The organism is Staphylococcus saprophyticus subsp. saprophyticus ATCC 15305 = NCTC 7292 (genome assembly GCF_000010125.1).
Lineage (GTDB): Bacteria > Bacillota > Bacilli > Staphylococcales > Staphylococcaceae > Staphylococcus > Staphylococcus saprophyticus.
Window position 1 is genome coordinate 1,179,107 of record NC_007350.1, and the last position, 20,347, is coordinate 1,199,453.

The 20,347-nt window shown below is 33.4% G+C and carries 18 protein-coding genes, 1 other RNA gene and 1 pseudogene; 18 read left to right on the top strand and 2 right to left on the bottom strand.

Features of this window, described 5'->3' with window-relative positions; all coding sequences use genetic code 11:
- The first annotated feature begins 61 nt into the window (after nt 1-61).
- Together ssrS and SSP_RS05770 are read left to right on the top strand one after the other, a co-directional pair.
- Nucleotides 62-253: non-coding RNA, 6S RNA (ssrS, locus tag SSP_RS12665), on the top strand.
- Nucleotides 254-393: 140 nt separating this feature from the next.
- The gene (locus SSP_RS05770) at nt 394-1,164 is read left to right on the top strand and encodes a tRNA threonylcarbamoyladenosine dehydratase (RefSeq protein WP_011302959.1); all 771 of its coding nucleotides are present in this window, start codon (nt 394-396) and stop codon (nt 1,162-1,164) included.
- Nucleotides 1,165-1,331: 167 nt separating this feature from the next.
- On the opposite strand, the gene SSP_RS05775 is transcribed toward SSP_RS05770, so the two are convergent.
- On the bottom strand, nt 1,332-2,615 hold the full coding sequence (locus SSP_RS05775) for a replication-associated recombination protein A (protein WP_011302960.1): 1,284 nt from the start codon (nt 2,613-2,615) through the stop codon (nt 1,332-1,334).
- Between the two features lie 86 nt (nt 2,616-2,701).
- Here SSP_RS05775 and cymR point away from each other — a divergent pair, with 86 nt between their 5' ends.
- The 3 genes from cymR to SSP_RS13095 all read left to right on the top strand — a co-directional run bounded on the left by cymR (nt 2,702) and on the right by SSP_RS13095 (nt 3,637).
- A complete protein-coding gene (cymR, locus tag SSP_RS05780; protein WP_002483110.1) occupies nt 2,702-3,121 on the top strand; it encodes a cysteine metabolism transcriptional regulator CymR in 420 nt (139 codons plus the stop codon).
- Nucleotides 3,122-3,246: 125 nt separating this feature from the next.
- On the top strand, nt 3,247-3,429 hold the full coding sequence (locus SSP_RS05785; protein ID WP_002483111.1) for a CsbD family protein: 183 nt from the start codon (nt 3,247-3,249) through the stop codon (nt 3,427-3,429).
- Between the two features lie 37 nt (nt 3,430-3,466).
- Nucleotides 3,467-3,637, top strand: a complete 171-nt coding sequence (locus tag SSP_RS13095; protein ID WP_011302961.1) for a hypothetical protein — start codon at nt 3,467-3,469, stop codon at nt 3,635-3,637.
- A gap of 146 nt (nt 3,638-3,783) precedes the next feature.
- Here the strand turns inward: SSP_RS13095 and SSP_RS05790 are convergent, their stop codons facing one another.
- Nucleotides 3,784-4,782 carry an LLM class flavin-dependent oxidoreductase gene (locus SSP_RS05790; RefSeq protein WP_011302962.1) on the bottom strand — a complete coding sequence of 333 codons (999 nt, stop codon included), beginning with the start codon at nt 4,780-4,782 and terminating at the stop codon, nt 3,784-3,786.
- Between the two features lie 293 nt (nt 4,783-5,075).
- Between SSP_RS05790 and sal the strand changes: the two are divergent.
- The 13 genes and pseudogenes from sal (at nt 5,076) to udk (ending at nt 20,336) form a co-directional block, all read left to right on the top strand.
- Nucleotides 5,076-6,707: pseudogene (gene sal, locus SSP_RS05800) on the top strand (Sal family ABC-F type ribosomal protection protein).
- Between the two features lie 60 nt (nt 6,708-6,767).
- The gene (locus SSP_RS05805; protein ID WP_002483116.1) at nt 6,768-7,910 is read left to right on the top strand and encodes a cysteine desulfurase family protein; all 1,143 of its coding nucleotides are present in this window, start codon (nt 6,768-6,770) and stop codon (nt 7,908-7,910) included.
- A complete protein-coding gene (gene mnmA / locus SSP_RS05810; RefSeq protein WP_011302965.1) occupies nt 7,911-9,023 on the top strand; it encodes a tRNA 2-thiouridine(34) synthase MnmA in 1,113 nt (370 codons plus the stop codon). It begins immediately after the preceding gene.
- 134 nt (nt 9,024-9,157) lie between these two features.
- Nucleotides 9,158-9,823: a tetratricopeptide repeat protein gene (locus SSP_RS05815; protein WP_011302966.1), complete on the top strand. Its 666-nt coding sequence runs from the start codon at nt 9,158-9,160 to the stop codon at nt 9,821-9,823.
- A 3-nt stretch (nt 9,824-9,826) separates the two neighbouring features.
- Nucleotides 9,827-12,211 carry an SF1B family DNA helicase RecD2 gene (locus tag SSP_RS05820; RefSeq protein ID WP_011302967.1) on the top strand — a complete coding sequence of 795 codons (2,385 nt, stop codon included), beginning with the start codon at nt 9,827-9,829 and terminating at the stop codon, nt 12,209-12,211.
- Between the two features lie 347 nt (nt 12,212-12,558).
- Nucleotides 12,559-15,189 carry an alanine--tRNA ligase gene (gene alaS, locus SSP_RS05825; RefSeq protein WP_011302968.1) on the top strand — a complete coding sequence of 877 codons (2,631 nt, stop codon included), beginning with the start codon at nt 12,559-12,561 and terminating at the stop codon, nt 15,187-15,189.
- A 69-nt stretch (nt 15,190-15,258) separates the two neighbouring features.
- The gene (locus SSP_RS05830; RefSeq protein ID WP_002483121.1) at nt 15,259-15,519 is read left to right on the top strand and encodes an IreB family regulatory phosphoprotein; all 261 of its coding nucleotides are present in this window, start codon (nt 15,259-15,261) and stop codon (nt 15,517-15,519) included.
- Nucleotides 15,520-15,522: 3 nt separating this feature from the next.
- Nucleotides 15,523-15,951: a Holliday junction resolvase RuvX gene (gene ruvX, locus SSP_RS05835; RefSeq protein ID WP_011302969.1), complete on the top strand. Its 429-nt coding sequence runs from the start codon at nt 15,523-15,525 to the stop codon at nt 15,949-15,951.
- A 16-nt stretch (nt 15,952-15,967) separates the two neighbouring features.
- On the top strand, nt 15,968-16,300 hold the full coding sequence (locus SSP_RS05840; RefSeq protein ID WP_002483123.1) for a DUF1292 domain-containing protein: 333 nt from the start codon (nt 15,968-15,970) through the stop codon (nt 16,298-16,300).
- A 569-nt stretch (nt 16,301-16,869) separates the two neighbouring features.
- On the top strand, nt 16,870-17,511 hold the full coding sequence (locus SSP_RS05845; protein WP_002483124.1) for an O-methyltransferase: 642 nt from the start codon (nt 16,870-16,872) through the stop codon (nt 17,509-17,511).
- Nucleotides 17,508-18,431: a peptidase U32 family protein gene (locus SSP_RS05850; RefSeq protein ID WP_011302970.1), complete on the top strand. Its 924-nt coding sequence runs from the start codon at nt 17,508-17,510 to the stop codon at nt 18,429-18,431. Before SSP_RS05845 ends, SSP_RS05850 begins: the two co-directional genes overlap by 4 nt.
- Nucleotides 18,432-18,444: 13 nt before the next feature.
- On the top strand, nt 18,445-19,713 hold the full coding sequence (locus SSP_RS05855) for a peptidase U32 family protein (RefSeq protein ID WP_011302971.1): 1,269 nt from the start codon (nt 18,445-18,447) through the stop codon (nt 19,711-19,713).
- Entirely contained in the window at nt 19,713-20,336 is a 624-nt protein-coding gene (udk, locus tag SSP_RS05860; RefSeq protein ID WP_011302972.1) for a uridine kinase, read from the top strand. Before SSP_RS05855 ends, udk begins: the two co-directional genes overlap by 1 nt.
- The last annotated feature ends 11 nt before the right edge of the window (nt 20,337-20,347 follow it).

Here is a 20,347-nt window from a genome sequence, read left to right on the forward strand (position 1 = left end):
TGTTCACGAAGTTTTAATTCTTGCTATATTTTAATATTGTGTTATGATTATTCCATAAGATAGTCATCTGTAGTGTTCGTAAGTTTGCTTCATATTTGGGCCTAACACTCTTTGATCCGGGAGCCCAATGGGTTTTCTTGCAGCGCACACGCCTCATTTAGGAGGACTTGCAAAACAAGAAACAGGGCACCCACCTGTTATAAGCAGGCCGAATGATCAAGCATTTTATAACTACGGCACTAACGGACTCTATCGGTACGCAAGACTTCGGTCTTGCGTATTTTTTTGATATTAAACGATAAACTATACTTTTAAAATACATGAACGACGAAAATATAATTTTGACAATATGATTTTTAAAATAAATAATTTTTTATGAATAAGGAGTATGACATGAAACACCAATTTTCTAGAAATGAATTAGCATACGGTCAGGAAGGCCTGGCGCTTTTAAAACAAAAGACTGTTGTTATCTTAGGTGTAGGTGGCGTAGGTTCATTCGCAGCTGAGGCACTTGCAAGAACTAATATTGGACATATTATTCTTATAGATAAAGATGATGTTGATATTACTAACCTCAACAGACAACTTCACGCTTTGACAACAACCATTGGGCAAAGTAAAGTAACATTGATGGAGGAACGCATTAAACTTATTAATCCTGATTGTAAGTTGACACCTCTACATATGTTTTATACTGAGGATACATATGAGGAATTATTTAATAATTATGATATCGATTATTTTGTCGATGCAAGTGATACAATTATGTATAAAGTTCATCTTATGAAAGAGTGTTTGGATAGAGGGATTTCTGTGATTTCGAGCATGGGTGCGGCAAATAAAACAGATCCTACAAAATTCCAAATTGCCGATATCTCAGAAACATATATGGATCCAATGGCTAAAATCATTCGTAGAAAATTAAAAAAATTAGGTATAACCAAAGGGATACCAGTGGTCTTTTCTGATGAAAGTCCAATCGTCATTAGAGAAGATGTTAAAGAAACTGTTGGAGACGCAAATGCTTCAACAAGAAAGGCACAAATTCCACCTTCATCTAATGCCTTTGTACCGAGTGTAGTGGGTTTAATTAGTGCTAGTTACGTTGTTAATGACATTTTAAAAGATATACCTGTAACTAGAATTAAGGATAAAAAATAATAAGTGCTACAAAAGACTATTTTTGTGCGATGTTTAATTTAAACAATTAAAAGTAATAATAAGGCCTAAATTAAAAAGCGCTAATCCATCTTCATTGGGTTAGCGCTTTTCATATTTGTAAGGATTAAAATAGAAAGTGATTTCATCATATTTGAGGTAATGTGGCTTTAGCCTTTATTTTTTTGCTGCGATTGATTAATATGATCGAACACAGCTTTAAATTGTTGCTCACTTTTTGAAGTTGTTTTTGGTTCATAGTATATTCTATTTTTCAATTTATCTGGTAGATATTGTTGTGTGACAAAACCATTTTCATAGTTATGTGGATATTTATAACCAATAGAACGACCAAGTTCTTTTGCGCCAGCATAATGACCGTCTTTTAGATGATCTGGTATTTGACCAACATGACCTTTTCTAATATCGGAAAGGGCTGCATCAATCGCATTGATACCTGAATTTGATTTTGGAGATAAACAAAGTTCTATGACTGCTTGACTTAATGGGATTCTAGCTTCAGGAAAACCTAATCTTTCAGCTGATTCAATTGCAGCTAGTGTACGTTGACCTGCACTTGGAGAAGCTAGTCCAACATCTTCAAAACTGATTACAAGTAATCTTCTAACTATTGTGGGTAAATCCCCAGCTTCAATTAAACGGGCAAGATAGTGTAACGCAGCGTTAACATCACTACCGCGGATTGATTTTTGGAATGCACTCATCACATCATAATGCATGTCGCCATCTTTATCACTTACAAAAGCGCCTTTTTGTAGGCAATCTTTTGCATCTTGCAAAGTAATATGTCGTTGTTGATCAATATTTTCCGAACTCAATACGGCTAGTTCCAAGGCATTTAATGCACTCCTAACGTCACCTTGACTTTGGGTTGTAAAATAAGCCATAGCGTCTTCATCGACCTTTGGATTGTAGCTAGCTAAACCTCTTTCAGAATCATTTAATGCTCTATCCAATGATACCCTGACATCGTTTTCGTCAAGTGGATATAACTCGAAAATTTGAGCACGAGATCGAATCGCAGGATTTATCGCATGATAGGGATTTGACGTCGTAGCACCGATTAACACAATTTTTCCATTTTCTAAATGTGGTAATAAAAAATCCTGTTTCGCTTTATCTAAACGGTGGATTTCATCTAGTAATAAAATAACTTGTCCAGACATTTTTGCTTCTTCTACAATGAGTTGCATATCTTTTTTAGTATTTGTAACAGCGTTTAACTGTCTGAATTTAAATTGAGTACTTCCTGATATGGCTTTCGCGATACTCGTCTTACCAATACCAGGAGGTCCATAAAATATCATTGAAGAAAGTCTTTTAGTTTCAACCATTCTTCGAATAATTCCTTTTGGTCCAACTAAGTGTTCTTGAGAAATGATTTCATCGATATTATTTGGACGCATTCTTGAAGCTAATGGTTCATTTGTCAAAATCTTTCACACCTTTCTTATTCTATATTAACTTAAAAAATGATAGAATGTTAATATATAGTATTCGAATTAAGTGAGGTAATATAATGAAAATTTCAACAAAAGGAAGATATGGGTTAACATTAATGATATCGCTTGCCAAAAAAGAAGGTCAAGGATGTGTGTCATTAAAATCGATAGCAGAAGAAAACAACTTAAGTGATCTGTATCTAGAGCAATTAGTAGGTACATTAAGAAATGCCGGATTAATTCGAAGTGTTCGTGGTGCAAAAGGTGGCTATCAATTAAGAGTACCAGCGGATGAAATTACTGCTGGTGATATTATACGCTTACTTGAAGGACCAATTACCTTTGTCGAAAGCATAGAGTCTGAACCACCTGCACAGAAACAGCTTTGGATCAGAATGAGAGATGCGGTAAGAGATGTACTTGATAATACATCTTTAAAATATTTAGCTGAGTATAAAGAAACTAATAACTTAGACGGTTATATGTTTTATATTTAATGTGTAAGCCATCATTTTTAATAGTTTATATATCTATGTTAGTAAAAAACAAAAATTTTTTATTTGTATGTTTAATTAGTTTACTGAGTGGTATGTATATTATATATCGCAAGGAGGTAATTATTATGGCAGATGAAAATAAATTTGAACAAGCAAAAGGTAATGTGAAAGAAACAGTTGGAAACGTTACTGATAATAAAGAATTAGAAAACGAAGGTAAAGAAGATAAAACTTCAGGTAAAGCTAAAGAGTTTGTAGAAAATGCAAAAGATAAAGCTAACGAAGTTATCGATAAATTTAAAAAATAATTTACACTAATTCAATTAATTAAAAGGAGCGATTCATATGGCTGAAAATTTCTCTGAAAAAGCAAAAGAAACTGCAAAAACAGTATCAGATAAATTAAAAGATACAGATAATGAAAAAGCTAAACAAGCATCTGAACAAATCGATAAATTCACTGGTGGCAGTGATAACGATAATAAAGATTATAAAAAAGAAAAAGACGAAAAATAATAGTTTATTCGATTAAATAAAAAGCACAACTTACTTTTATAAAGTAAGTTGTGCTTTTTAATTGTTACTTGAGTTGATATTCCAATGTATAGTACACTTACGCGCTCTAGTGCATTGAATTTTATTAGCGTTGTATATACATACTGTTATAGAGATTCAATCACATGTTTTAATTTACGGTAAGATTCTACCTGTGCATCTTGATCGTAAATGTAACTGATTGCCATTAGTTCATCTATCTCACCATGTTCTTCTATAAATGAATTTAATTTAGCTTTCACAGTTTCTTCTGAACCTATGAGTGATTGTGCCATTCGCTGTTTCGCTAATTCAAATTCAGTAGGCGTTAATAAACCTCTTAAATCGTCTGTTGGTGGTTGAACTGGCTGCATTCTTCCTCTAGTTATACTGACCATCACTTGCGCTTGTGTCGTTGATAAATATTCAGCTTGCTCATCTGTATCTGCGACGATGGCGTTTAAACAAACGATAACATAAGGTTCGCTCAATACCTCTGAGGGTTCAAATAAGTCTTTATATATTTGTATAGCATCTTTCATTTGTTGAGGAGCAAAGTGACCCGCAAATACATAAGGAAGTCCTTTACGCGCAGCTAAATGAGCCGAGTCAGTTGAAGAACCGAGTATATAAATAGGAACGTTTTTGTTTACTGCAGGATACGCGCGAACATAAGCCTGTTTATTTGCTGGTCCGAAATAAGTTGTCAATTGTTCAACTTCTTCAGGGAATTCATAAACACCATTATGCTGGTCTCTTCTTAACGCGCTAGCCGTCATCATATCTGTTCCTGGTGCACGACCTAAACCTAAATCTACACGATTTGGAAACACTGTTTCCATTGTACCGAATTGTTCAGCGACAACCAGAGGTGCATGATTAGGTAACATGATTCCTCCAGATCCAACACGTATTTTTGAAGTATGTTCTAGAGTGTGTTGGATCAACAATGCGGTCGCTGAACTGACTAGATTAGGCGCGTTATGATGTTCGGCAATCCAATAACGCTCATAATCTAAGGATTCTAATTGTTGTGCTAACGTCACCATATCTTCTATGGCATTCTGGTCATTTTGACCTTCACGAATTGGCACTAAGTTAAGTGCCGATAACTTTAAATCTTTCATAATTAACGTAATCCTCCTTTAGATAACTAATATAAAGAATTATAACAGTGGTTTTTAAACTTGCGTAAGAAATTGCTCACTGTTATAATTAATGAAATTAAAACGAGAGGTGGCTTAAGAAAAATACTATGGATAATGCTCATAAGGTAAATATCAACGATGTACAAGAAAATAAAACTATTATGGGATAGGCATTGTCTGGTTAGTATTTTTATGTGAAAGCACCTTATAATCTTTTACAGTTATAATATTTAAAGATGTGTCATGTCCTTATTGAGAGCGAGGAAGATGATATGTCTTTTTATTTTTCAGAAAAACCATTTGAACAGTTTGGTAAAATATTGATAGAAGACGTAAATATTGATATCGAACTAGGTGAGCATGTTGCAATGATTGGTGATAATGGTATCGGCAAGTCAACATTGTTAAATGCTTTAAATTTAAAATATGAAACGCAATCATATTTAATGAAGCAAGACTTGACGCAAGTATTTGATTTAACCGCGATGAACTTTATCATTTCAATATTTCCTGAGGTTGCAACTTTGAAAACGCAAATTGTAACCGATTATGACAAGATAAGTGATTATATCGCTTTAAATGGTTATGAGATAGAATAAAAAATAATTACTACCGCAAAGTGTTTTAATATAAGTGAACAAGATTTAGATAAGCCAATACGATTATTAAGTGGCGGACAACAAACAAGCGTTGCATTAATCAGAGCGTTTATATCTGAAAAACCGCTAATTATATTAGATGAACCTACAAATCATCTTGATCAAGCAATGCTAGATAATTTAATTATAGAAATAAATAAGTCTAAGCAAACGATACTCTACGTTTCACATCACCGTGGTTTTATAAATCAAACTGCGAGTCATGTTTATGAAATCACTAGAAAAACATCGAGAAAATTTCAAGGTGATTATAATCAATACCATTCAGTCAAACAATTAGAATTTCAATCTCATAAAAATGCATATGATAAGCAACAAAAAGAAATCAAAGCGCTGGAAGAATCAATTGCACGCGTGAATGAATGGCATTCAACTGCCAAAGCTACGACCAGTGTGCGTGACCCTAAACAACAAAAGCGTCTTAGCAAACTAGCTAAAAAAGCAAAAGTAAAAAATGCTCAGTTAACACATAAATTAAATGAAAAGCAGTTTGAGTCTCCGGATAAACAAGATAGAAAGTTTCATTTTAATGATGAACAATTAGTGCGTAATCGAGAATTAGTGAAATTAGAAGATATATGTATAAGTATTGAACAAAAAATAATTTATAACAAAGCAAATTTTGAAATTAAAAAAGATGAACATATTTTATTAACTGGTCCGAATGGTAGTGGTAAATCATTACTAATTGCGCTTATAAGACAACAAGTGAAACCGGATAAAGGTACAGTTTATGTAACGCCTTCAGTAAAAATTGCGTATTTTGATCAACAAAATAATAATTTGAATTACAGACAAACACCATTAGATATGGTCATGTCAATATATCATATGACACGTAGTTATGCTCAAACAATCTTGGCTTCGTTCGGTTTTGATAAAGATAAAATACAACAAACGATTCGTTCTTTATCTATGGGTGAAAAAAGCAGATTGCAATTTGTACTATTGTTTTTTTCAAATGCTAATTTACTCATTTTAGATGAACCAACGAATTACTTTGATATTACAACGCAAAGCTTAATTTTAAATATGATCAAACAGTTCAAAGGACAAGTGTTGATTGTTACACATGATTCATATTTGCAAAAGCATTTTGATGCGACACATTGGGTTGTAAAAAACAAACAATTACTTAATGTTACAATGAATAGTGAACAAAAGATTAATACGCAGAATACGTTGAATTTATTAAATGATTTCAGAGATATAGATGAAAATGGCCATTTTGAAACAGACGACTAGAAAAATAAATTATATGGTGCTATTATTGGAACATTGATAAAAATTTAAGGAGTGTCAAACATGGAAGTATATGCAGATTATGCTGCAACAACACCCGTCAAACAAGAAGTTATTGATAAAATGATGGAAGTCTATTCCGTACATTTTGGTAATCCGTCATCAATTCACAGCATGGGTAGGGATGCCAGAAAATACTTAGATGATGCGCGTCGTACAATTGCTAAATCGTTTAATGCTAAGCCAAGTGAAATCATCTTTACTAGTGGTGCAACTGAATCAAATAACACTGCAATTAAAGGTATTGCTTATGAGCACATGCACAAAGGTAAACACATCATTACTACTAAGATTGAGCATCATTCTGTACTTCATGTATTTGAACAACTCGAAAAAGAAGGTTTCGAAGTTACTTATTTAGAAGTGGATAAAGAAGGATTGATTAACCTTAATCAATTAAGAAATGCACTTACTGAAGAAACCATTTTAGTTTCAATTATGTTTGTTAATAATGAAATTGGGACTGTTGAACCAATGTATGATATTGAAGAAATTGTTTCAGAATCGAATGCATTATTCCATGTTGATGCAGTTCAGGCTATTGGACACTTAGAAATTGATTTCCATGATTTTAATATGGATGCTATGAGTATTACTGCGCATAAATTTGGTGGTCCAAAAGGTGTCGGCGTACTTTTGCTTAAAGAAGAAACTAAATTAAAGTATCAACAATTAGGTGGAGAACAAGAAGCAAAACGTAGAGCTGGTACTGAAAATGTGCCACAAATTGTAGGTTTAGCTGAAGCAATCAAATTAGCTAATGAGCATAGAGATGAAAATAATGTGCATCTTATGAATTTAAAGAATTTGTTTCTAGTGTCGTTACAAGAGCGCTCAGTTCCATTTGAACTCAATGGATCCATGACAGATTCAACAGGACATATCATTAATTTATATTTACCGTTTGTAGATGTTGAAACAATGCTCACATTATTAGATTTATCAAATATTTATGTATCATCAGGCTCGGCATGTACAGCAGGAACAACGACGCCATCACACGTGTTACAAGCAATGTATAGTGATGATGAGCGAGCGAAGCACTCAGTTAGATTTAGCTTTAATGAACAGACGACAGAACAAGAAGTTAAATATATAGTTTCAGAAATTCACAAAATATACCATAAATTTAGGGAGGAAATGTAGTTGTCAAATAAAGATACACGCGTAGTAGTTGGCATGTCAGGCGGCGTTGATAGTTCAGTTACAGCACATATTTTAAAAGAACAAGGATATGATGTAATTGGCATTTTTATGAAAAATTGGGATAATACGGATGAAAATGGATATTGTACTGCAACAGAGGATTATAATGATGTCATCGCTGTATGTAATCAAATAGGTATTCCATATTATGCAGTTAATTTTGAAAAAGAATATTGGGATAAAGTGTTTACTTATTTCTTGGACGAATATAAAAAAGGACGTACACCAAATCCAGATGTTATGTGTAATAAAGAAATTAAATTTAAAGCATTTTTAGAACATGCGTTAAAACTCGGTGCAGATTATGTTGCAACTGGACATTATGCACGTGTGCGTCGTCATGAAGATGGTCATGTTGAAATGCTAAGAGGTGTTGATAATAATAAAGATCAAACATATTTCTTGAATCAGTTATCTCAATCCCAGTTGTCACGTGTGATGTTCCCAATAGGAGATATAGAGAAAAAAGAAGTACGCAGAATAGCAGAAGAACAAGACCTAGCTACAGCTAAAAAGAAAGATTCAACAGGAATCTGTTTTATTGGCGAACGTAATTTCAAAGAATTCTTATCACAATATTTACCAGCACAATCTGGAGAAATGAGAACACTAAAAGGTGAAAAAATCGGCACTCATGCTGGCTTGATGTATTATACAATTGGTCAACGTCACGGATTAGGTATTGGTGGCGATGGTGATCCATGGTTTGTTGTAGGTAAAAATTTAGATGACAATATTTTATATGTGGAACAAGGATTCCATCATGACGCATTATACAGCGATTATCTTATAGCATCTGATATCTCTTTCGTAAATGATGTAGATCTAGAAAATGGTTTCGAATGTACTGCTAAATTTAGATATCGTCAAAAAGATACGAAAGTATTTGTAAAAAATGAAAACGAAAATGCTATACGCGTGATATTTAATGAACCAGTTCGCGCCATTACACCTGGCCAATCTGTCGTTTTATACGATGGTGATGTATGTTTAGGTGGCGCAACGATAGATGACGTTTATAAAGAATCTGGTCAACTAAGTTACGTTGTATAAATATTACTTTTGAATTTTATTCGAAATCGTTAGTAAGCTATTCAAAATAGTAACTAACGATTTCTTTTTTTGAAATTATTATTTCAAATACCGTGGTAAATGTTATAATAAGTAGTCAGAAATGAGGGTTAGAAATGAATCAAGAACAGATATATAATTTAATTAAACAAGGCAATTTTGAAGAAGCATTAAAAGCATTATTTGAAAACATAGAAGCAAATCCAAAAGAAGTGGAAAATTACATAAATGCAGGGATTTTATTAGCTGAAGCGAACGAAGTAGATAAAGCAGAAAAATTCTTTCAACGTGCAATTACTTTAGATCCGCAAAATGGCGCAATCTATTATAATCTCGGGAATGTATATTACAATGAAGGCCGTTTTAATGAAGCGATTAAATTGTATCAACAAGCGTTGAAATTTAACGTTGATCAAGTCGATACTAACTATATGATTGGTATGTCATTTAGTCAATTAGAAGCATTTAAAGAGGCTTTACCTTTTTTAATGACTGCAGCAGAACAAGATGACCGTCATGATGTTGAGATTCAATTTCAGTATGGGCTTGTACTTTGTCATTTAGAAATGTTTGAGCAAGCGATAAAGCAACTTAAGTCGGTGTTAGAAATGGATAATAAACATTCAGATGCATTATATAATTTAGGTTTGGCAACTTATATGCAGACTGAAGATACAGCACAAGCAATTGAATATTTTGAAGCTGCTGTAGACGCAAATCCAGAACATGTTATGAGTCAGCATGCTATAAAAACATTTAAATCTATCGCAGAGGAGGAATAACTGATGGGAGACCCTACACTATTTAATAATTCAATGATTAAAGGAACCGTTGATGCGATTTTATTTCAAAATAAAGAAAATTTTTATACGGTTTTAAAAGTTGATACAATTGAGTCAAGTGAAACATTTGATTCAATGCCTACGATTGTAGGGTTTTTCCCAGAAATTGCTGAAGGTGATGTTTATACATTCAAAGGCCAAGTTGTTACACATCCGAAGTATGGTAAACAACTTAAAGCTGAAACGTTTGAAAAAGAATTACCACAAACTAAAGAGGCAATTATTAGTTATTTATCAAGTGATTTATTTAAAGGTATTGGTAAAAAAACTGCGCAAAGTATTGTTAATAAACTAGGTGAAAATGCTATAAACGATATCTTAAATGACCCGTCGGTATTAGAGCAAGTACCTGGTTTACCTAAGAAAAAGCAAAAACAAATAGCTGAACAAATTGCTAGTAATCAAGAGACGGAGCAAATTATCATACGCTTACATGATTTAGGGTTTGGACCAAAACTAGCTATGGCGATTTACCAAGCGTATTTAGGAGAAACACTTAATGTTGTTGAAAATAAACCCTACCAACTCGTATATGATGTAAAAGGAATTGGATTTAATAAAGCTGATACCTTAGCACGTAATGTTGGAATCCAGTTCAATGATACAGAAAGACTAAAAGCGGGTTTGTTATATGTACTTGAAGAGGAATGTATTAAGCAAGGACATACATATTTACCTACTCAAAATGTATTAGAAATGACTCAAGATATGCTTTCTCAAGCACCTAGTGAAATAATAGAAATGCAACAATTGAATCATGTATTACAAGAATTGGTAAATGATACCAAACTCATTCAACAAGAAAATGAAGTTGCAATTCCGAGTTTATATTATTCAGAATTAAAAAGTGTGCAGAATCTTTATCGCAATTATGCGTATAAGAATAAACTCAAACAAATAGAACAGTCTGATCTTTTAATGAAGATTGGAGAAATTGAAGAGCGCAATCAAGTTAATTATGCAAATTCACAAAAAGATGCGTTACAGACTGCTATTAATTCTAAAATTATGCTGCTCACAGGTGGCCCTGGTACAGGTAAAACAACTGTGATAAAAGGTATTGTAGAATTATATGCAGAAATTCATGGTCTCTCATTAAATTATGATGATTATCAAAATGATGATTATCCAGTCGTATTAGGTGCGCCTACAGGAAGAGCTTCAAAGCGTTTGGCAGAGTCGACAGGTTTAGAAGCCATGACAATTCATCGCTTAATCGGATGGAATCAGGATACACAACCGGAAGATATTTTAGATAATGAAATATCAGCAAAATTAATTATCATTGATGAGATGTCTATGGTTGATACTTGGCTGTTTCACCAATTTTTAAGTGCAGTTCCAATAGATGCACAAATCATTTTAGTAGGTGATGAAGATCAATTGCCTTCTGTAGGTCCTGGTCAAGTATTTAAAGATTTAATTGATTCAAAAGTGATACCTCGTGTTAATTTAACAGAAGTTTATAGACAACAAGATGGTTCTAGTATTATTGAATTAGCGCATCGGATGAAACTAGGTGAACCGATTGATATAACCCAACGTTTTCATGATCGAAATTTTATAAATTGTAATACAGATCAGATTCCGACAGTTGTGGAAAAAGTTGTTTCAAGCGCTGTGAATAAAGGCTATGATATGAGTGACATTCAAGTGCTTGCACCAATGTATAAAGGGTCAGCAGGCATTAAAAAACTTAATATGGTATTACAAGATATTTTAAATCCTAAGGATAAAGATACACGTGAAATAGAATTTGGTGATGTGTTTTTTAGAAAAGGTGACAAAGTCTTGCAACTTGTAAATAGGCCTAATGATAATATTTTCAACGGTGATATTGGTGTAATCGTGGGTGTTTTTTGGGCAAAAGAAAATGCGTTGAACAAAGATGTATTAGTCGTTGATTTTGAAGGTAATGAAATTACTTTTGTTCGTCAAGATTTAATAGAATTAACTCATGCTTATTGTACGTCGATCCATAAATCACAAGGTTCTGAATTCCCAATAGTCATCATGCCTATGGTAAAACAATACTTTAGAATGCTACAAAAGCCCATATTATATACTGGCTTAACAAGGGCTAAACAATCCCTTGTCTTTTTAGGTGATCCGCAAGCCTTTGATATTGGTTTAAAAACGCATGGACAAGTGAGAATGACACAGTTATGCACATTTTTAAAAGCCTACTTTAATAACGATGCATCTACTGAAGAAGAAATCAGCGACACATTTGATGCTGATATCATTCTAACTGAAGACAATATTTTTAAAATTAACCCAATGATTAATATGGGAGATATTTCCCCATATGACTTCGTTGAAGATTGACATGTGACAAGAAAATAAATACAATATAATTAACTTCACATAAAGATGAGTAAATTATACTGAGCGAAAAGAGATGTACTGGTTGGTGAAAAGTACAGTCGGTATAGTTGAATGCTACTTTGTGTCAGCAAGCATAATAACTAATTAAGTGATAAGTGTATGTTAGGGAATTAAAGTCAGTCGTTTGATCTGTGTGATACTTACAATTAAGATTGAATTAATTTGTTAACACTTATAACTAGGGTGGTACCGCGAAACGTTCGTCCCTTTATGAGGATGGGCGTTTTTTATTTTCTTTTTTAATTATTTAAAGAACTAACATGAGTTGAGATGGAGGAATTTTAAGTATGAAAAACTTAAAAGCAAGTGAAATTAGACAAAATTTTATTGATTATTTCGTAGAAAAAGGCCATATGGTAGAACCTTCTGCACCATTAGTCCCTATTGACGATGATTCACTATTATGGATTAATTCTGGTGTAGCTACACTGAAAAAATATTTTGATGGTAGAGAAACACCTAGAAAACCAAGAATAGTTAATTCTCAAAAGGCAATTCGTACAAATGATATAGAAAATGTTGGCTTCACAGCACGTCATCATACATTTTTTGAAATGTTAGGTAACTTTTCAATTGGGGATTACTTTAAGCAAGAAGCTATAGAATTTGCATGGGAATTTTTAACAAGTGAAAAGTGGATGGCAATGGAACCTAAACTTCTATATGTGACAATACATCCAGAGGATAAAGAAGCGTATAGAATTTGGAATGAAGACATTGGACTTGAGGAAAGTCGTATTATTCGCATTGAAGGCAACTTCTGGGATATTGGTGAAGGCCCATCAGGTCCAAATACGGAAATTTTCTATGATCGTGGAGAAGATTTTGGACAAGATGATCCTGCAGAAGAAATGTATCCAGGGGGAGAAAATGAACGTTTCCTTGAAGTATGGAATTTAGTGTTTAGTGAGTTCAATCACAATAAAGATCATACTTATACACCACTGCCTAATAAAAATATTGATACCGGCATGGGTCTTGAAAGAATGGCATCACTTGCTCAAAATGTGCGTACAAATTATGAAACAGACTTATTTATGCCTATCATTCATGAAGTAGAAAAAGTATCAGGTAAAACATACTTGGAAAATGATAACTATGATGTGGCATTTAAAGTGATTGCCGACCATATTCGTACAATTGCATTTGCCATTGCAGATGGTGCACTACCAGCTAATGAAGGAAGAGGATATGTTTTACGTCGTTTATTACGTAGAGCAGTAAGATTCAGTCAATCATTAGATATTAATGAACCATTTATGTATCGTCTAGTTGATATTGTAGCTGACATTATGGAACCATATTATCCTAATGTTAAAGAAAAAGCAGACTTTATTAAGCGCGTCATTAAATCAGAAGAAGAACGCTTCCATGAAACATTAGAAGAAGGTCTAGCTATTCTAAATAACTTAGTTGCACAAGCGAAAACATCTACCCATGAAATCAGTGGTAAAGACGCTTTTAAATTATATGACACTTACGGCTTTCCAGTTGAGTTAACAGAAGAAATTGCGACACAAGAAAATTTATCAATAGATATGCAAACATTCGAAGAAGAAATGCAACAGCAACGAGACAGAGCAAGACAAGCAAGACAAAATTCACAATCTATGCAAGTTCAAAGTGAAGTATTGAAAAAGATTACCACAGATAGCACATTTGTTGGGTATGATGTTATGGACAAAGCCTCTGTCATCACAGATATTATCCAAAATGGTGAACTTGTAGAATCTGCAGAAGCAGGAGAGACGATTTACTTTATTTTACGTGAGACACCATTTTATGCTGTTAGTGGTGGTCAAGTGGCAGACCAAGGTACAATTAGTAATGAAAACTTTGAAATCGCAGTTACTGAAGTGACTAAAGCACCAAATGGTCAGAATTTGCACAAAGGTGAGATTCAATTTGGTACTGTTAAGAAGAATGCTGAAGTTTCAGCGAGTGTGAATCACAAAGAACGTCGTTCAATCAAGAAAAACCATAGTGCAACACATTTATTACACGCTGCATTAAAAGAAGTCCTTGGAGATCACGTTAATCAAGCAGGTTCACTTGTTGAAGCAGATCGTCTAAGATTTGACTTTTCACACTTTGGCCCAATGACACAAGAGGAAATTGACACGGTTGAGCGTCGTGTTAATGAAGAAATTTGGAACAGTATTGAAGTAGATATTCAAGAAATGCCAATTTCTGAAGCAAAACAACTAGGTGCTATGGCACTTTTCGGTGAAAAATATGGTGAAATTGTAAGAGTTGTAAATATGGCCCCATTTTCAATTGAATTATGTGGTGGTATTCACGTGAACAACACAGCAGAAATCGGTTTATTTAAAATAGTAAGTGAGTCTGGTACAGGTGCTGGAGTGCGTCGAATAGAAGCATTGACTGGTAAATCAGCTTTCTTATACTTAGAAACGATTCAATCTCAATTTAACGCAGTTAAATCGCAAGTAAAAGTAAAATCAGATGACCAAGTATTAGAGAAAATCGTTCATATGCAAGACGAAGAAAAAGAGCTTACAAAACAACTTGAACAAAAGAATAAAGAAGTGACATCATTAAAAATGGGTGACATCACTAATCAAGTAGAAGAAATTAATGGATTGAAAGTCTTAGCAACGGAAGTAGACGTTCCTAATGCTAAAGCAATACGTGAAACTATGGATGATTTTAAATCAAAATTACAAGATACTGTTATTGTACTTATTAGTAATATAGATGGTAAGGTGTCATTAGTAGCTACCGTACCAAAAGCATTAACTGATAAAGTGAAAGCAGGAGATATCATTAAAAACATGGCTCCTGTAGTAGGCGGTAAAGGTGGCGGACGCCCTGATATGGCTCAAGGCGGCGGTACTGAACCAAAGAACATAACAGAATCATTACGTTTCATTAAAGATTACATTAAATCTCTATAAGTTGATTCGATTCTAATGTAGAATATAAGTAAGAACTTTTTTTACTCGATACAAAGGAGTGTAAGAACAATGGAAAATTTTGATAAAACAATGAAATTTAATTATGATGAAATTCCAAAAGAAGATGTCAAAACAGTATTACAAAATGTCTATCATACCTTAGAAGAAAGAGGATATAATCCTGTGAACCAAATTGTTGGTTACTTATTATCAGGAGATCCTGCATATATTCCACGTAATAACGAAGCTAGAAATCAAATTCGTCGTATTGATCGCGATGATATCATGGAAGAATTAGTTTCAAACTATTTGCAAGAGAAATCGAATTAGTTTATGTTAAAGCATAAAATTATAGGATTAGATGTAGGAAGTAAGACTGTTGGCATTGCAATAAGTGATCTGATGGGTTGGACAGCCCAAGGATTAGACACACTCCGTATAGACGAAGAGAACAATGAATTAGGTATTGAAGCATTAGTAAAAATTATAAAAAGAGATAACGTTGGTACTGTAGTTATTGGATTACCAAAAAATATGAACAATTCTATTGGATTTCGAGGCGAGGCTTCGTTACAATACAAGGAGCAACTTCAAGAAGCACTGCCATCATTAGAAATAATTATGTGGGATGAACGTCTAAGCACTATGGCTGCGGAGCGTTCATTACTTGAAGCGGATGTTTCTAGACAGAAACGAAAAAAAGTAATAGATAAAATGGCAGCAGTATTTATATTGCAAGGCTATTTAGACTCATTACAATAAAAAGGAGCTTTTAATAATGACAGAGCATAACCATGATTCTCAATTAGAAATTAACAATGAAGAGGAATTACTTACATTATATGATGAAGAAGGTAATGAAGTCTTATATCGTAAAGTATTAGAATTTTTCCACCCAGAATTCAAAAAAGAATACGTTATTCTTGCTGAAGAAGGTGCAGAATCAGATGATGACGATTTAATTGAATTGGTGCCTATGATTAATGAGCCAGATGAAAATGGTGAAGGTGGCAAATTCTTACCAGTGGAAACTGACGAAGAATGGGATATGATTGAAGAAGTCGTTAATACAGAAATGGATGATCATGACCACGATCATGACCACGAATAATTAAAAAATCGTTCTTTAAATATAAGTCACTATGAAGTAAACCATACTGGAAAAGCAGTATGGTTTTTTTCTGTAAATAAACGAATAAAAATCGAATGATTAATGATAATTATATATTTAAGAGTTAACTAACTACGGAATTTATGCTTATATTATCGGGGTGTTTATGGTAAAATATATAAAGTTAAATTCAAACACATACGATTTTGAAATTGCATTTATTAATAATGGAATAGACCATATAAATGTTATATGTAAATATATTTTTCATCTTTACTAAAATTAAACTAGCACGAGCACCAATGACTAGTGTGATTGATAGTCTGTGCGGTAACTGATTAAGTTGAAAATACAATGATAATAGATGTTAAAGCATAATTTCTAAAGAAAATATGATGGTCATACATAAAATGACGCATTCTAGCGCAAATCTATAAGTATTTTGAGTTTTTAATTGGCCATTTTTGCCGGGATGGGGCAAGGAACCTTATGTACAAAAGGCTTCTATACTACTCCCTATTTTATTGTTAAAACTTATGTATTATATTATAACGAAGGAAGTTTTGAAAATGGATAATAATCAATCCTATTTATTAAATTTACATAAACAAACCGATGAAACGATAGAGTCTTTGAGACCATATGCAGAAGCGAATAACGTCCCTATTGTAGACAGACTTACTTTAGAAATGATTAAGCAATTGATTAGGCTGCATAAACCACAAAATATTTTAGAAATTGGTACAGCGATTGGCTATAGTGCAATGCAATTTGCATCTGTATCTAAGGATGTACATATTACGACAATTGAACGTGATTCAGATATGCAACAGCAAGCAAAAGAAAATATTAGGAAATACGATTTTTCAAATCAAGTGACATTGGTTGAGGGTGACGCGTTAGAGCAATTTCATAATGTCGAACAAGAAAGTTTCGATATGATATTTATTGATGCTGCTAAAGCACAGTCTAAGAAATTCTTTGAATTATATACACCTTTATTAAAAGAAGGTGGCGTAGTTATTACGGATAATGTACTCTATCATGGCTTTGTTTCTGATATTTCAGTTGTGCGGACTCGCAATGTGCGCCAAATGGTTAAAAAGGTGATTGAATATAACGAATGGCTTATGAATAACGAAGCTTATACGACTAACTTTTTAAATATTGATGATGGATTAGCCATTTCAATTAAAGGAGAATCTAAATGACAGAATTATTAGTGACACCCAAATCGGTTAAACATATCGAAACATTAATTGAAAAAGGTGCTGATGCCTTTGTCATTGGCGAGCAAAAATTTGGTTTGAGATTAGCAGGAGAATTTGATAAAGCAGCAATGATTGAAGCAGTGGATATGATTCATCGTAATGGTAAAAAGGCATATGCTGCAGTAAATGGTATATTCCATAACTATCATTTAAGTGCAGTTGAAGCTTATATTGATTTTCTTCATGAAATAAAAGTTGATCGAATTATCTTTGGAGACCCAGCTGTTGTTATGTATGTTAAACAACACACAGATCCAATTCCTTTACATTGGGATGCAGAAGCACTGGTGACTAATTATTTTCAATGTAATTATTGGGGAGAAAAAGGAGCTGCACGTGCACAACTTGCTAGAGAATTGAGTTTGGACGAAATCCTTAATATCAAAGCCCATGCGAATGTTGAAATTGAAGTTCAAGTTCATGGTATGACTTGCATGTTCCAATCTAAGCGTATGTTGTTAGGTAATTATTACACTTTCCAAGAACGTCAAATGAAGATCTCACGTAACGATGAAACGAATGATTTATTATTATATGACGAAGAACGTGATAATAAATACCCAGTTTATGAAGATTATAATGGAACACATATTATGTCACCAAACGATATTTGCTTAATAGAAGAATTGGAACCATTACTTGAAGCGGGTATAGATTCACTGAAAATAGACGGCATCTTACAGTCAGAAAGTTATATCAATATTTGTACCGAACAATACAGAGAAGCAATAGATCTGTATAATGAGGACCCAGATGCATATGAAGATGAAAAATTCATGCTTGTCGATCCAATAGAAGCAATACAACCGGAACATCGCCCGTTTGACGAAGGCTTCTTATATAAACAAACAGTATACTAATGGAGGTTAACTCGTGAAAATTTTAGAAGAAATTAATGTTCAAAATAAACCTAAAATGAAAAAGCCTGAACTTCTTGCCCCTGCTGGTAATTTAGAGAAACTTAAAATAGCTATACATTATGGTGCAGATGCTGTTTTTCTCGGTGGACAAGAATATGGTTTGAGATCTAATGCAGATAACTTTACAATGCCAGAAATCCAAGAGGGTGTTGCATTTGCAAAGCGTTATGGTGCTAAAATATACGTAACCACTAATATAATTGCTCATGATGAAAATATAGACGGCTTAGACACCTATTTACGCGATTTAGCATTAACAGGTGCAACTGGTATTATCGTTGCTGATCCGCTTATAATTGAAACTTGTAAAAAAGTAGCGCCAGAATTGGAAATCCACCTTTCAACACAGCAATCACTTTCTAATTACAAAGCAGTTGAGTTTTGGAAAGAAGAAGGTTTAGATAGGGTTGTTTTAGCACGTGAGACAGGTGCTATGGAAATGAAAGAGATGAAAGAAAAAGTTGATATTGAAATTGAATCTTTTATACATGGTGCAATGTGTATTGCTTATTCAGGAAGATGTACATTAAGTAATCATATGACTGCGCGTGACTCAAATCGTGGTGGGTGTTGTCAAAGTTGTCGATGGGATTATGATTTATTACATATTGAATCTGATGGGGAATTAGATTTATATTATGGTGATCATGAGGTTGCACCTTTTGCAATGAGCCCTAAAGATTTGAAATTAATAGAATCGATTCCTAATATGATGGATATTGGTGTAGATTCTTTAAAAATTGAAGGACGCATGAAATCCATACATTATATTGCGACAGTAGTCTCAATTTATAGAAAAGTTATAGACGCATATGCAAGTGATCCAGAGAACTTTAAGATTAAGCCAGAATGGTTGATTGAACTAGACAAATGCGCTAATAGAGATACTGCATCTGCATTTATAGAAGGTACACCAGGTTATGAAGAGCAAATGTTTGGTCAACAAAATAAGAAAAATTCTGCTTATGATTTCTGTGGGTTAGTGTTAGATTATGATAAAGCGACTAAAATTGCTACAGTACAACAACGCAATAAATTTGAACCTGGACAGGAAATTGAATTTTTTGGACCAGAAATTGATACTTTTCGACAAGTTGTGGAAACAATTTATGATGAAGAGGGAAATGAACTTGATGCTGCACGCCATCCGTTGCAGATAGTTCAAATTAAAGTCGATCATCCAATTTATGCGAATAACATGATGAGAAAGGAAATTGGATAATGAAAAGTACAACAATAATAGGCATTGCCGGTGGTTCAGGATCGGGGAAAACATCCGTTACAAACGAAATAATGAAAAATTTAGAAGGTCATAGTGTTGCACTATTGGCTCAAGACTATTATTATAAAGACCAATCACATTTAACTTTTGATGAACGTTTAGAAACCAATTACGATCATCCATTTGCATTTGATAATGATTTATTAATTGACAATTTGAATGACTTGAGGAATGGTAAGCAGGTTGAAGTGCCAACATATGACTACTCAAATCATACGAGAAGTAAGGAAACGATTGCATTTGAGCCAAAAGATGTTATCATCGTAGAAGGTATATTTGCACTTGAAAACAAAACATTAAGAGATTTAATGGATGTCAAAATTTATGTTGATACAGATGCTGATCTGCGCATATTAAGACGTCTGCTTCGTGATACCGAAGAAAGAGGACGTACAATGGAATCTGTTATTAATCAATATCTGAATGTAGTTCGGCCTATGCATAATCAATTCATAGAACCAACTAAGAGATACGCAGATATTATCATACCAGAAGGCGGAAGTAATAAAGTAGCTATCGATATAATGACGACGAAGATTCAAACTTTAGTTAGTAAACAATAGTATTTATAAGT